The 13,297-nt window shown below is 56.0% G+C and carries 13 protein-coding genes; 3 read left to right on the forward strand and 10 right to left on the reverse strand.

Annotation, left to right across the window (positions count from 1 at the left end; genetic code table 11):
- Positions 1-124: 124 nt before the first annotated feature.
- From pxcA to NW853_RS12100, 9 genes are all read right to left on the reverse strand, one after another.
- Entirely contained in the window at positions 125-1,495 is a 1,371-nt protein-coding gene (gene pxcA, locus NW853_RS12060) for a proton extrusion protein PcxA (RefSeq protein WP_414349127.1), read from the reverse strand.
- A 143-nt stretch (positions 1,496-1,638) separates the two neighbouring features.
- On the reverse strand, positions 1,639-3,042 hold the full coding sequence (locus NW853_RS12065) for a glycosyltransferase (protein WP_414333694.1): 1,404 nt from the start codon (positions 3,040-3,042) through the stop codon (positions 1,639-1,641).
- An 82-nt stretch (positions 3,043-3,124) separates the two neighbouring features.
- On the reverse strand, positions 3,125-3,241 hold the full coding sequence (locus tag NW853_RS12070; RefSeq protein ID WP_011431389.1) for a photosystem II reaction center X protein: 117 nt from the start codon (positions 3,239-3,241) through the stop codon (positions 3,125-3,127).
- Positions 3,242-3,337: 96 nt separating this feature from the next.
- Positions 3,338-3,691, reverse strand: coding sequence for a ferredoxin-thioredoxin reductase catalytic domain-containing protein (locus NW853_RS12075; RefSeq protein WP_414333696.1), 354 nt, complete (start codon positions 3,689-3,691; stop codon positions 3,338-3,340).
- Between the two features lie 283 nt (positions 3,692-3,974).
- Positions 3,975-4,379, reverse strand: coding sequence for a universal stress protein (locus NW853_RS12080; protein ID WP_414333698.1), 405 nt, complete (start codon positions 4,377-4,379; stop codon positions 3,975-3,977).
- 203 nt (positions 4,380-4,582) lie between these two features.
- Complete coding sequence (locus NW853_RS12085) at positions 4,583-5,326, reverse strand: alpha/beta fold hydrolase (RefSeq protein ID WP_414349128.1); 744 nt, start codon at positions 5,324-5,326, stop codon at positions 4,583-4,585.
- A 167-nt stretch (positions 5,327-5,493) separates the two neighbouring features.
- Entirely contained in the window at positions 5,494-7,074 is a 1,581-nt protein-coding gene (locus NW853_RS12090; RefSeq protein ID WP_414349129.1) for a chlorophyll a/b binding light-harvesting protein, read from the reverse strand.
- A 48-nt stretch (positions 7,075-7,122) separates the two neighbouring features.
- Positions 7,123-7,632 carry a flavodoxin FldA gene (gene fldA / locus NW853_RS12095; protein ID WP_099812754.1) on the reverse strand — a complete coding sequence of 170 codons (510 nt, stop codon included), beginning with the start codon at positions 7,630-7,632 and terminating at the stop codon, positions 7,123-7,125.
- Positions 7,633-7,688: 56 nt separating this feature from the next.
- The gene (locus NW853_RS12100; RefSeq protein ID WP_414333705.1) at positions 7,689-8,723 is read right to left on the reverse strand and encodes a chlorophyll a/b binding light-harvesting protein; all 1,035 of its coding nucleotides are present in this window, start codon (positions 8,721-8,723) and stop codon (positions 7,689-7,691) included.
- Between the two features lie 385 nt (positions 8,724-9,108).
- Here NW853_RS12100 and NW853_RS12105 point away from each other — a divergent pair, with 385 nt between their 5' ends.
- Together NW853_RS12105 and NW853_RS12110 are read left to right on the forward strand one after the other, a co-directional pair.
- Positions 9,109-10,329, forward strand: coding sequence for an imelysin family protein (locus tag NW853_RS12105; protein ID WP_414333707.1), 1,221 nt, complete (start codon positions 9,109-9,111; stop codon positions 10,327-10,329).
- A gap of 42 nt (positions 10,330-10,371) precedes the next feature.
- A complete protein-coding gene (locus NW853_RS12110) occupies positions 10,372-11,745 on the forward strand; it encodes a di-heme oxidoredictase family protein (RefSeq protein WP_414349130.1) in 1,374 nt (457 codons plus the stop codon).
- Here NW853_RS12110 and NW853_RS12115 read toward each other — a convergent pair.
- Positions 11,742-12,416, reverse strand: a complete 675-nt coding sequence (locus tag NW853_RS12115) for a Fe2+-dependent dioxygenase (protein ID WP_414333710.1) — start codon at positions 12,414-12,416, stop codon at positions 11,742-11,744. The two genes, NW853_RS12110 and NW853_RS12115, sit on opposite strands and share 4 nt — an antisense overlap.
- Positions 12,417-12,625: 209 nt before the next feature.
- On the opposite strand from NW853_RS12115, the gene NW853_RS12120 reads away from it, so the two are divergent.
- Positions 12,626-13,297 (forward strand): TVP38/TMEM64 family protein (locus tag NW853_RS12120; protein ID WP_414349131.1); only part of this gene is annotated, 672 nt, incomplete at its 3' end.

Below are 13,297 nucleotides of genomic sequence, written 5' to 3' on the forward strand. Positions count from 1 at the left end.
CTCCCTCTGGGAGAGGGGCCGGGGGTGGTCGCGTGAGCGGCGCGGAGCGCTTGGGCACCTCTGGGAGAGGGGCTGGGGGTGAGGGCAGCGGCCCAGATTCTCCAATGAAGGCAACTGCGAACCCTCAATCGTTCATGGCATGGTAGGTGGCCACCGCCGACGGCGATACGCGGTTCAAGTAACGGAAGATCCAGTACTTAAAGAGCGTATCCAGAAAAACGGGAAAAGTGGCAATAAAGCCGTAGATGAAATTGCGGTTTTCGGGCAGGCCCAGGTGGGCAGCTAAGCTACCCAGAAGCACCTCCCAACCGTGGGGTGAGTGATAACCCACAAAGACATCGGTAAAAAGAATAATAATGAAAGCCTTAGCACTGTCACTGAGGCCATAGATCAGGCGATCCAAAAAAGACTTAAGAACCTCAATTTCTTCGCGCCCGATAAAGATCAGCCAACCAAATACCGCCAGCGATAGCAAGTCGGCAAAGACGTTCTTCAGGCCTTCCAAATTCTTGCGACCGTATTTTTGCAGCAACTCCTCGGCCTTCCTGGACAGTTGGTCTTCTGATTCTAGGTTGGGCTCTGAAGATTGGTGGTGTAAAGCCTGCTCAAACTCTATTTTTTCCTTGAAAAACTCAAACTCGGAGAGAGCTTTCTCTTGAAATTCGTAGCTTAGGGCTACGAGGGTGGGTTCCTGCGGCTGCAGGCGATCCACCAACGGTCCGAACAGGAATTGTTTCGAGAAAATCTGGACAAGCAGCGGCAAAATGGCCAACAACAACAAAAACCGAACTGAGACCAGCGTGCGCGTGCGAGACTCACGGTACTCCTCGATCAGCTCCTCTTCTGCTTGCGAACTCAGCTCACGGCGGATCTGGTTGGCCGTGCGCAGAATAGAGCGGGGCAAGATGGCGGCTTTAGAGGCAGCCGGAGCAGCGCTGCTGTCGGCGTTGGTCTTAACAGGACTCGGCTTGGCAGGCTCTTCAGAAGCAGGGGGACGGGTTGAGATCAGTGGTTCAGGCTGGTGGGGAAGCTTGGGTGGGGCGGCAGGGCGCTTGTATCGCGAGGTCACCTGATCGATAAACTCCAGCTTTTCCAAAATCGAGGGATCCGGACTTTGCCGGCCATTTGCAGCATCTTGGTCCTTGTTCTCGGAAGAGCCGACCTCGGCAGCGGGATCTTTTTGAGCGCTTGGATCTTTGCCGGGATCTTTATCGGCAGAGAAGCGAGGGCCACTGCCATTTTGCGCGGGATCCGGCAGGCGAGAAAAGACGCTGCTGGCCCTGAACTCCGCTAAACTAAGATCGATCTGGCGCAATTCCTGGCGCAATTGGATCTGAAAGTAGCGGCTGGTGTTTTGGCCGTGGGTTCCGTTGTTGCCGATGGGCTCTCCCTGAAAGTAGCGGTCTTCGATGGCTTTAATGCGCAGGGCAGCATCATAAGCTCGATCAAGGGAACGTAGGGGAGTATTCGAGATCCAGTGCCCAATTCTGCTCAATATGGATTCCCCCATTGCTTCTTTCCTGCGGTGCTTCTTTGTGGGGCCGATCCACCCAGTTCATTGATAGCCAACTATTGTAACAATCTCCAGGGGGGCGGGGTGACCCACCTTCTGGAAACTTGAGGGCCATTGGCGTTGCCTCAGGATCCCTTGAAGCGCTTGAGGGCAAAAGCGCAGATCTGCAGCAGCCGCAGCCCATCCCGCACGTGTTGGATGTTGGAGCGGCCATAGGTTCTGGGAAAATAGCGCACGGGGATGTCCAGGATCTTGAGGGTGCGCTTGGCCGCCCCCAGCAACAGGTCGAAATCCCCAAACGGGTCAAAATCCCCCCACTCTTGCCGCAGCTTGACAATCTGCCAATAGTCCTCTCGCCACAGGGCCTTGGTGCCGCAGAGGGAATCTTTGATGCGGATGCCGAGAATGTGGGAGAGGAGAGCGGCAAAAAAACGATTGGCCCACTGGTTAAGGCGCGGCATTGCTTCTGGTTTCAGGGGATAGACCAGGCGGCAGCCGTTGGCAAAGTCGCACCGCCCAGAGGCCACCGCCCGGAAAAACTTGGGGAGGTCTTCCGCCTGGACGGTCAAGTCGGCGTCGAGAATGATCAGTACATCGCCACTGGCTGCGGCAAACCCCTTGCGCACTGCATCTCCCTTGCCCTTGCCCTCTTGCTGGAGAGCTTGGATAGTGCGGATCCCCTGGTATTCGGCCTGAACCCGCTGGATCTCGGCCCAAGTGTCGTCGCTGGAATGCCCCTCCACAAAAATGATCTCAGTTCGGGATCCCATCTCGGGCAACTGCTCCACACAGCGGCGGATGTTGCCCGCCTCGTTGCGGGCCGGGATCACCACCGTGCAAGAAGGTTGCTCCTCAGGGGGGGGATCCCAGGCGGGATCGGGCTGGAGGCGGGCAATCGTATATTCGGTCAGGCAGAGGGCGTTGATCCCAGGCAAGGGGGCAATGAAGTGGTTGATCAACGTCGAGAGCAATGGGATCCGCCGCGGCAGCAACAGCCGCTTGCCCTGCTGAATGACCTCGTACCCCGCCAGGTGCAGCAGATTGGCCACATCACCAGCCGAGAGCCAGTTGGCTGCCGGCAGAGGCATGCGCTGCTTGAGGACAGTCGCCAGGCCCAGCAGCGGCTCCCAGAGGGGGTTGTGGTGGGAGAGGATCAGCCGGGTACGCGGCGTACAAAAACGGCGCAACTGCTGGAGAACCTGCTGAATATCGGCCAGGTAGCCCAGGGTATTGACGAGCAAAATAACATCAAAAGGCCCCGCCAAGACCGGATCCCTTTCGTCTAGCCGGTGGGCATCCTGCACCCGGAAGTGGAGATGGGGAAACTGAAACTGAGCTTGGGCAACGATCTCCGCGTCCCAGTCGATCCCCACACCAAAACCGGGCTGCAAAGCGTTGAGCAGGGATCCGGTGCCGGAGCCGATTTCCAGAATGCGCAGTCCTGGAGGAACGAAGAAGCGGTGCAGCCGCTCTAGATCCTCGTGGTAGTAGCGGTTTTTTTGCCGCCAGTAGTGCAGAGGGTGGGTCAACGCTCCCAGGATGTCGCCAGATCAGCTTTTGATCATAAGGGGTTGTGAGCGATCCGCAGACAAGCCCTGGCAAGCAGGAGACTCAGCGACGACGCACCCTATCTCTTTGGCTGACGAAGACGATGGCGCCGAAGAGAAGCCCTAGCACCACTGCGCCGTACACCAAGCTCCAGAGAAAGTTAGCAAGTGAGGGAGTCATAAAAAGAGTTTCCTCCTCCTGCGACTATCGACTACCCAACTATTTCCCGATTATACCGGTCTTTGTCGCTCAACCCAGAGACAGACCCATTGCCAACTATTTGGCCTGGTACTCTAGGGGCACCTCCTCTAGGGTTTGGCTGGTGCCGGCAAAGGGGTTGTCTGGGGTTAAAAAGAGCATACAGTGGCATTCTTTTCGCTCCCGCATGGGTACACAGGGGCAATTCCAATAGCCGGCTTTTGCTTCTGCCTCTTTGTCTTCATAAAAACGACAGGGACATAGCGGGGCGCCCAATTGCTCTTTGTGTAGAGCCAAGCCCTCGATCACCGCGGTCGTAATCGAAGGATCGGAGCAGAAAAAAGTGTCAGTGCGTTTGGCGTAGGTTTCTGCGAAGTGCCGCATCACCTCAAAGCTTTTCTGCGAGGACTTGTTATAACCACGACTTTCCATGACGATTCTCGGAAGGGAACTGACCGGCTGTTGCTAACAATGAGGCTCACAGCTTCTTCCGGCGACACTTTCTGAAGTCAATACAGATGTGCGCATACCGGGATCTGATCCTGCAGACCGCCCACAAAGTCGGACAAAGCTGCATCTCGCTCTTCGTTGTACTGCAAACTCTCAGATAAGCCAAAGAATAATAGCCTTGCTGTTACACAAGGCAACATTTAGACTGGGCAAGAGCGCCCCTTGAAGTACTCTCCAGGATAACACTTGCCGGGATCCTTGCCCCTCAGGGCACCACCAGCACCGGGCAAGGGGCGAGGTCGATCACCCGGTGGCTGACGGAGTTGTTCCGCCCCTCCGCAGACAAGCTGAGGCCACGGGATCCCATCACGATCAGGCTGATCTCCAGCTCGTCTGCCACATCGCAGATCACAAAGGGCACTTTTCCCTCGCGATACTCGCTCTTGACGCTGCTGATGCCAATTTGCTGTAGGCCCAGCTCCGTCTGTTTGAGCAGGTTCTGGATGTTCTGCCGGGCTTGTTCTGCCCGCTCCGCGTCCAGCTCCGCAGCATCCAGAACCGAGAGCAGGTACACCTGACTTTTGTAGCGCTGCGCTATGTCTGCCACTAAGGGCAAGGCGTGGCTGGTCTCACGCGAGTTGTCGATGGGAAAGAGCAGTTTGTCGAACATAGTCGCGGATCCCACAGTCAAGCCCATTCCCTATCCAAGTCGGGGGGCCGGCCTCATTCTATCAATTTTACCGGCAGCTCAATGGCCTCCTTCCACCCCTGCCCGTTTTTCTGTTGTGAGGGGCTCGACCTGGGCGGCAAACGGAGCTCCTCCAGTGTTTGAATGAGCGGCCATGTCCATCATCCCGCGAAGATCCAGCCGCCTTAGGCCATGCTGGGCTGAAGTTTGCGCAGTTCCTGCCAAAAATCCATGATTTTCAGATTGACCAAACTTGGAAAAGAATAATGAAAAAAGTGTCGCCCTCCAGGGCAAAGCCACATTTGATCCCCCGGCTTTAAGTGGTTTTTCCACTTCTCGAGCGCAGCAGGATCCACAATGGGGTCATCCTTGCTGGCGCAAACCAACATCGGCACCGAAACTTTCCGAGCTGGAATCGCTATCACCTGAAATAGGGAGTGAGGTATGGGGGAAGTATCTAAGTCTTTAGCCAGAGCATAGGAGAGTGAGCGCGCTCGCCACTGTTCTGAAGTGGGCAGAAGGCTCTGGGCTATACGCACCAGGAGCTGTTCTCGGCTACAGAAAAACATTTTTCGTTGCAGGTAGAAATGGGCGTGCCAGGTAGCGGCAGGCTGATCGGACACTGCCAGCAGGGTCAGAGACCGTACCCGTTGGGGATAGTGGCACGCGAAAAGATAGGCGACCACCCCGCTCAAGCCATGGCCGATGAGGTGCACCGGTCGATCCCAAGCCTTCAGGTATTCGTATAGTAGCGTCACGACTGTCTCTAAACTACAGGGCTCATCCTGGGTTTGGTGATACTCCCAGTAGGCCACACGGAAACATTTTCCCAGGGATCCCAGCAAAGGCCGGTCGAAAAGCTTGAGACTGGGAGAAACACCCAAATAAAGTGCCTCAAAAGAGAGCGCGGAAGCGGAACCTAAACTCATTTTGGCCGTCCCATTTCGACTGTCGAAAGATTGAAGCCGGTGGCTGACAAAAGCTTCACAAACAAGAGTTCTAGAAATCGGCAGAACTATCCAAACGGGGCAGATCGGGACAGAGAGGAGGGGATGAGGATCTCCCCTCCCCTGCTTTGAGAAGCCTCAACCCTGCTTTACAGCCCCGGCAAAATCTGGGCTACCACATCGCCGCTGCTCAAGAGCATGTAGGCAAACAGGGCACCGCCAACACCGCCCACCAGAAACCCTCCGGCCAACTGGCTCCAACCGGCGCGGGTGCGCAAGTTTTCGGGCAAGTCCTCCGAGCTTGCCGGCAGGCGCACCGGCTGAGGGGATCCCTGCGATTCCGCCATCAGTTGCACCCCTGGCGTCGGATAGGCCACCTCGCCGTAGGGGGTATTGACCACCGCCACCAGCCGCGAGCGCGGAAAGGACACCCGTCCGTAAACGGAGAGACAAACCGTCAGGATCAGCACCAGGCCGATGGTCGCCAGCGTCCCTGCTGTCAGGGCCTGCTCCGAATCCCGCAGCGGACTTAGCTTGTAAAACGGCCCCACCAGAAAGTACCCATGGGCCATGCCAATCTCCAAGCCACGCAGAAAGGGTGACAAGCCCTCCCGGTAGATGGGCAGGTTTTGCAGCAGCAGCAGGGTGAGATCCCCCTGGTTTACCGGCGTCTCCAAGTTGCCCACCTGCGGATCTGTGGCTCGCACCCAGCCCCCGCGCTGGAAGTCAAAGCCGTTGGCTGCCGCCCGCGCCCGGATGGCATGCCAGATGTGCCCTGCCAAAAACAGGATCCCCAAGACAAAGTGGGCTGTGGCCAACCAGGTGCGGCTGCTCACCACACCCATCTCGTCGGCAGCCAGCCCCAGCGGCCCGTAGAAAGCCACCGGATAGGCAATCTCGTTGACGCTGACAAAATAGGCCGCCAAGATGCCCATGTAGGCCAGGGCCCCCAGGCTGTAGGAGAGGTAGGCTTCGCCCGAGTAGATCAGGATCTGCTTGGCCCAGGCAAAGGGCCGTGTGGCTATGTGCCACCATCCCCCCAAGACGCAAAGCAGGCCAACGTAGATGTGCCCTCCCACCAGATCTTCTAGGTTATCCACAGCAGCCATGCCCTGCTGGCCCACCAGCGGCGTCAGGTAGGCGAAGATCCGCAGCGGATTGAGGGTGGGATCCGTTACCACCCGTACGCGGCCCAGGTGAGCATCATACAGTCCTCCCCAGAAGAGCGCTTTGGCCACCAGCAACCAAGCCCCCAGCCCCAACAGCAGCAGGTGGATCCCCAGGATGGTGGTCATCTTGTCGTCGTCTTCCCAGTCGTAGCCGAAAAACTGGGCCAAGGTTTCTCCTTTGGGCAGCACCTCCGGCCCCAAAAGGGCATGGAAGATCCCTCCTGCCCCCAGCACCGCCGAGGCAATCAGGTGCAGAACGCCCACCACAAAAAAGGGATAGGGATCCGTGGCCACCCCCTCTGCATTAACGCCGATACCCAACGTGGCCAAATGGGGCAGCAAGATCAGCCCTTGGCTGCCCATGGGCTGAGCCGGATCCCAGTGGGCCACCTCAAACAGGGTCATGCCGCCGGCCCACAGCATGATCAACCCCGCATGGGCCACGTGGGCTCCCAGCAGCTTTCCGGACAGATTCACCAAGCGAGCATTGCCTGCCAACCAACTGACCTGAGGGGATCCCTCGGCAGAGGTAGGTGATGAAGATAGAACTGCGCCAGTCATGACAAACTCCCACAGTATCCACAACAAGTTAAGAAGCCGGGTTTGAGATTACAGATTGAAGAGTGTTTTGAGTTTGGCCGTCCACTCTTTAATTCGTTTTTCCGTCAGCTCCGGCTGATTGTCTTCATCCAGGGCAAGGCCGACAAACTCGCCGTTAACCACTCCCTTGGACTCATTGAACTCGTAGCCCTCTGTGGGCCAGGAGCCGACGTTTTTGCCGCCACGCTCGGCGATTTTTTGGGCCAGGATCCCCATGGCATCTTGAAAGTTGTCGGGATAGCCTAACTGATCCCCAACTCCAAAGTAGGCCACCGTCTTACCGGAAAAATCGATTTCATCCAAATTGGGAAAAAACCCATCCCAATCGGCCTGCAGCTCCCCAATGTTCCAGGTTGGACAGCCGATAATTAAGTAGTCGTACTTCTCAAAGTCCTCAATACTGGCTTCGGCAATGTCGATCAAATCCACATTGTCTTCGCCCAGCTCTTTTTGAATCATCTCAGCAGCTCTTTCGGTATTTCCGGTTTGAGTGCCGAAAAATAGACCTATTTTTGCCATTGCTCCTACCTCGAAACTGCAAGTGCAAAGCCCAAAATTAGATGGCCAGATTGTCGTTAGACCTGCTGCGCAGCAAGCTCTACTCTGCCAGTACGGAAATTGAATCCTCGTGCTTTTAGGGCATGGAAAAGGTGACCCTGAAGGAAGAAAAAGGCCAGCCAAAAGTGGGCATTGGCCAGCCAAACCCTAGATGTGAGAGCCCCCCCTTGCTCAAAAAAGGGATAGCGATCCAAGCCCACCCGCAGCAGCGGCCCATAGAAAACTTCGGGATAGACGACGGGATTGACGGCAACCCAATAGGCGGCAATAAACCCCATCAAGGCCAAAGCTCCCAAGCTGTAGGAAAGATAAGCTTCCCCAGACCAGACAAAAATCCGTTCTGCCCAGGCAAAAGGCTTGGTCACGATATGCCAAATCCCACCTGCCACCAGGAGCAGGCCCAGCCAGAGGTGGCCGCCCACCACGTCTTCCAAAGTGTCCACCCCGGCTATCCAATGGCGACCTTCCGTGCCCAGCAGGTGGCCAAAGGGGTTCCAGTTGGGAGCCACTAGGCGCACTTCTCCCGCCACCGGGTCGAACAACCCGCCAAACACCATTGCCTTGAGCACCAAAAGCCAGGCTCCCAGGCCCAGCAGCACTAGGTGGATCCCTAGGATGGTGGTCATTTTGTCTTTGTCTTGCCAGTCGTAGCTAAACAGGGGAAAAGCTTTGGGATCCAGCACCGCCGGCCCGCGCAGGGCATGAAAAATGCCCCCAAACCCCAAAAAGGCAGAGCTGATGAGGTGGATCGCTCCCACCGCAAAGTAGATATCCGTATCCAAAACTTCCCCGCCGGATCCCACCCCCAGCCCCAAGCTGGCCAGGTGGGGCAAGAGAATGAGCCCCTGCTCATACATCGGTCGGCTGGGGTCAAACTTAGCCAACTCGATCAGGGTCATCGCCCCTGCCCAGAGAACGATCAGCCCGGCATGGGCCACATGCGCCCCCAGCAGCCGGCCAGAAAGAACGGTCAAACGGGCGTTGCCCGCCCACCAGGGGATCTGTTGTTGCGAGCTAGATCCCCCTTCTTGCTTCGGTATCGTCGCTGTCATCTCCGCTCCTCTTGCGTTTCTAAACAAGATTGCTTGGGAAAAGGCCAGAGACTTTGCCCCAGGCCCGCCTCTGGCCGCACGGACACATCCTTTCGAGACACACAACCAGCTATTGAGAGTAAGTCTCAATAGCAAGCTGTGACTCACTCTAGGCTTCTTGAGAGAAGATATCAATATACCTGGGGTTAAATTTTGTTAAAATCCAGGTTAACTTCGCCTTCCACAGCTTTTGTGCGCGGCAGTTGTCCCTGAAGGGTTGGGCCTAAGCGAGGGATCCCGTGGCAACCGGTGATAAAAATTTCTCTTTTCTTAAGATTGAGTCTCAATAGCTAGGTTACAATCAAGCCAAAGTTGGCCAAGCCGAGGGGTAAGGAGCCCAGAGGAGATGTCGAGATATCTGAAGCTGTGGACGGGGATAGGGCTTTATGTTCTGGTTAGCGGGGCTGCTTGCGGGGAAAGCCAAAAGGATCCACCGGCCCTGAGCCAGGCCTCGCCCCAGCAGGCGGCTCAAATGAACCCAGAGTGTCGGCCCATCCCGGTGGATGGCGGCGGCGAGGGTGGGGAAGGGGGAGAAGAAGGAGCGGGCTCTGGCCGGCCAGCCGTTGTGCTCTCTCCTGAGCAGCGGTTTCAGGATCGGCAGATTTTGATCGACTTTGCCGATCAGGTGGTGATCCCTGCCTATGAGCAGTTGGCCGCCGATACCCAGGCCCTGTCTCAAGCCATCCAGGCCTTCGTGCAAGATCCCAATTCCCAGACTTTGCAAGCGGCTCGCCAGGCTTGGTCTGTTGCCCGTCTAACGTGGGAGGAGAGCGAGGCTTTTGCCTTCGGGCCGGCGGCTTCCTTGGGGCTAGATGCGGATTTGGACGAATGGCCCCTGAACGAGGTGGAGGTGCTGGAAGTTCTCAACAGCGGCGATCCCCTCACTCCAGAGACCGTGGCCGAGTTGGAAAGCGGGCAAAAGGGATTTCATGCCGTGGCCTTCCTGCTCTTTGGCGTGGATAACAATAAGTCCTTGCAAGACTTTACCGAGCGGGATCGGGAGTACTTGGCTGCCCTTGGCCCGGTTTTGGCGGATACGGCGGAAAAGCTACTCAAGAGCTGGACAGAGGGCGTGCAAGGGCTGCCTGCTTTTCGCGAAGAATGGGTGAAAGCCGGGGAGGGCAGCAAGAGCTACCTGACGCTGCAAGCTGCTGCTGAAGAAATAGCCCAAGGTATTCTCAGCATGTTGGACGAGCTGGGCAAGGTCAAAATTGGCGAAGCCTTCGCCCGGCAAAATCCCTTTCTCTTGGAAAGCCGCTTTGCCCACCATTCGCTGCCGGAGTTTCAGGCCAACCTGCGCAGCGTCCAATATGCTTACTTGGGTGGATTTAGGGATAGAAAAGGTCGCGGCCTCAGCCAATTTGTCCGGGACATCAACCCCAATTTGGATAGTCAAATTCAGTCGGAGTTACAAGCAGCAGCGGCGGCTCTCCAGGGGATCCCTGACCCTATCGAAAAAAGCCTTTGCGATGCCAATGCCCGTGGATCTATTACCGCCGCTATGGAAAAAATTGAAGACGCTTTCGATAACTTTGCTCAGGAAGTTGTGCCGCTTCTGCAGCAGTAAGAAAGTCCGAAAAGAGTTGAGTTGCCGCTATTTTGATAGCCTATGCGTCGTCTTCTCCAGATGTTCATGCTGGGATTGGCCTCTCTTTGGGCAGCGAGCTTTCTGGCTTTTTCCGCCGGCCTAGATGGATCCCAGCCATTGCCCCCGCGAGCGGGTGGCGAAACAACCCTTTGGAACCGCACCTCAACAGCCTACGAGCAGCCGGCCCCCAATTTGGATCCCCGCTGGGCCAGGCTGCATGCCCTGGGGGACATTGCCTTTGAGGCCAACTTTGTAGCGGCTCCAGCGCCTGTTAACCCCGGCCTTGGACCTCTGTTCAACAACAACTCCTGCGCCGGTTGTCATGTCAAAAACGGCCGCGGTCTACCCGAGAAAGGACAGCGGGTGGTTAGGGTGAGCCAGGTTGGATCCCTGGATAGAAGTGGGGATCCCCGGCCTTTTGGATGGGAGGCCATGGCTCCTTATGGCAACACTCCCCCTGTGCCCGGCATCGGCACGCAGATTCAAGAAAAGGCCGTTCGAGGCTATCGGCCAGAGGCCAAGGTGGAGTTGCACTGGGTAGAGCAGACCGGACAGTACGCCGACGGAACCGCCTACAGGCTTCGTTCTCCTGTTGTGAAGCTGTTGACTCTGGAGGGATCGCCGATTGAGCCTGTCCTCATCTCCCTGCGGATCCCCCAGCCGGTGTTTGGAGCGGGCCTACTGGAAGCAGTTCCCGAGTCTGCAATCCTAGAAGCAGCCGATCCCGACGACACTGATGGGGATGGCATCTCTGGCCGCCCCAACTCTGTTTGGGATCAAGAGCAGCAGCGTCTGGTGCTGGGACGGTTTGGTTGGAAAGCCAATACCCCCAACCTCAGGCAACAAACTGCGGCCGCCTACGCCAACGACATGGGTGTCACGAATCCTCTTTTTCCGGCCGCCGATGGCAGCCAAGATATCGACGAGGACACTCTCCAAGCGACAACCGTTTACGTGCAAACCCTGGCTGTGCCTGGCCGCGTCCTTTGGCAGGATCCCCAAGTTCAGCGAGGTGAAAAGCTCTTCGTCCAAGCCCAATGCGCCAAGTGTCACCGACCAGAGCTGCACACCGGCATTCATGAGATCGCTGCCCTGGCCAACCAAGTCATCCACCCCTACACCGATTTGCTGTTGCATGACATGGGCGAAGGACTGGCAGATGGCCGCCCTGACTTTGAGGCTACGGGCCGAGAATGGCGCACCCCCCCTTTGTGGGGCATCGGCTTGTCGCAGACAGTTCTGCCCTACTCCGGCTATTTGCACGATGGCCGCGCTCTCAGCCTCGAGGAGGCCATTCTCTGGCATGGGGGAGAAGCTGAACGCTCCCGCGAGATCTTTGAAAATATGGCTGCTGAAGACAGAGAAGCCCTGCTCTATTTTCTTCGATCCCTCTAGAGCTCCGCCCATTTCCGCAGCAGGTTCGCGTAAACTTTGGAGACCAAATCAAAGTGGCGTGTCTTGCCCGATTCCTGAAACATCTGCAGCCGCACAGTCTCTAAATCAAAGAGGATCTCGCGTTCTTGCGGATCCCTAATTAGGCTTTGAACCCAACTGACGACAGCATAGCGGATCCCGCGGGTTACAGGCTCAACTTGGTGCAAGGTCGAAGCAGGATAGAGAATCAAGGCGCCCGCCGGCAGCTTGTAGGCTCGTTCTCCTTCGCTACTCTCAATTTTTAGCGCACCACCGTCATAGTCTTCGGGGGCACTCAGAAATAGGGTAAAGGAAATATCTGTACGCATAAGCTGACGCTGATCAACCATAAGCGCATCGTCGGTATGAGTGCCGTAAGACATGCCCGCTTCGTAGCGGCTAATCAAAATAGAATGAATGAGCTTGGGCCGGGCAGCCATCTGAAACAGCAAATTGCGCTCTAGAGCTGCAAAGACAATCTCCTGAATCTTCTGGTGCTGGAGGGATCCCTTGGGAATCTGCCTATTATTTTTGACAAGCCTGGCATTCCAGCCAGCCGTCAGGGCACCATCTACAAATTCAGCATCGGATATAATGGCCAAGGTTTGTTGCAATTCTGCTAAACTGAGAACATCGCCAATACACAAGATCATTGTCAACCTCTAAAGATCAAAACATGCAACACCTTCTACACTAGCAAAACAAGGCCTATGGAAATCATACCTGTTTCAAGCGCTCCTTGAAAACCTCAAGTATCTGGCAGAGAAAGTAGAAACCCTTGGTGTTCCTTTGCCCTATGCAGCCACCTTCAGGTATTCGACAAAGAGAGCTTTGCAAGCTACTGGGCCTAGACTATAAAACCGTGGCCGAAGAAGCAAGGCACCTGGGACTGAGCACGCATGCCTACTTACAGCAAAAAACAGGCTGGATTTTGAGGAATGAGCTCTACTATCCCCCCGGCACTGCCTTTGGCGAGTCAGCAGGATCGTCTCCTATCTCCTCAGAAAAGCTACCCTCCAGCAGCAGAACCAATTCTAGGAAAAGGAAGGATATCCTCTCACTGCTGTTGTTGCTTGTTGTCCTGGTAGCTGCTATCTTGCTGGCCCGTCGCTTAGATCCAGACACAACTCGAGAATTTATAGCAAAACTAGGCCCATGGGCACCCCTTGCTCTGATCGGATTACGCTCCTTGAGTATTATTATTCCTGCCATACCTAGCACTGTTTACTCCATCCTGGCAGGAGCACTCTTTGGATTTGGGGCAGGAATCCTTTACATTGCAATTGCCGATTTTACCTCTTGTACACTTAACTTTTACCTGGCCAGAAAGTTTGGTAGAGGCCTAGTACAGCGAATGGTTGGGCGACAATGGATGTATAAAGTCGATGCCCTTTCAGCCAACTATCTGGAAAACAATATTTTCCTTACGGCCGGGTTTTTAATGACGGGCCTATTCGACTTTGTCGCCTACGCTGCCGGCCTAACCCAAATGAAATGGCAGAACTTTCTTCTCGCGCTAGCTTTGGGCATTGCC

Source organism: Synechococcus sp. H55.11 (assembly GCF_047462475.1).
Lineage (GTDB): Bacteria > Cyanobacteriota > Cyanobacteriia > Thermostichales > Thermostichaceae > Thermostichus.

What these genes read in the sequence shown, in the direction of transcription:
- NW853_RS12070 (WP_011431389.1), bottom strand. Translation starts at nt 3,241, where the DNA reads ATGACTCCCTCACTTGCTAACTTTCTCTGGAGCTTGGTGTACGGCGCA.
- fldA (WP_099812754.1), bottom strand. Translation starts at nt 7,632, where the DNA reads ATGGCAAAAATAGGTCTATTTTTCGGCACTCAAACCGGAAATACCGAA.
- NW853_RS12115 (WP_414333710.1), bottom strand. Translation starts at nt 12,416, where the DNA reads ATGATCTTGTGTATTGGCGATGTTCTCAGTTTAGCAGAATTGCAACAA.
- NW853_RS12075 (WP_414333696.1), bottom strand. Translation starts at nt 3,691, where the DNA reads ATGGAAAGTCGTGGTTATAACAAGTCCTCGCAGAAAAGCTTTGAGGTG.
- NW853_RS12110 (WP_414349130.1), top strand. Translation starts at nt 10,372, where the DNA reads ATGCGTCGTCTTCTCCAGATGTTCATGCTGGGATTGGCCTCTCTTTGG.
- NW853_RS12105 (WP_414333707.1), top strand. Translation starts at nt 9,109, where the DNA reads ATGTCGAGATATCTGAAGCTGTGGACGGGGATAGGGCTTTATGTTCTG.
- NW853_RS12100 (WP_414333705.1), bottom strand. Translation starts at nt 8,723, where the DNA reads ATGACAGCGACGATACCGAAGCAAGAAGGGGGATCTAGCTCGCAACAA.
- NW853_RS12080 (WP_414333698.1), bottom strand. Translation starts at nt 4,379, where the DNA reads ATGTTCGACAAACTGCTCTTTCCCATCGACAACTCGCGTGAGACCAGC.
- NW853_RS12090 (WP_414349129.1), bottom strand. Translation starts at nt 7,074, where the DNA reads ATGACTGGCGCAGTTCTATCTTCATCACCTACCTCTGCCGAGGGATCC.
- NW853_RS12085 (WP_414349128.1), bottom strand. Translation starts at nt 5,326, where the DNA reads ATGAGTTTAGGTTCCGCTTCCGCGCTCTCTTTTGAGGCACTTTATTTG.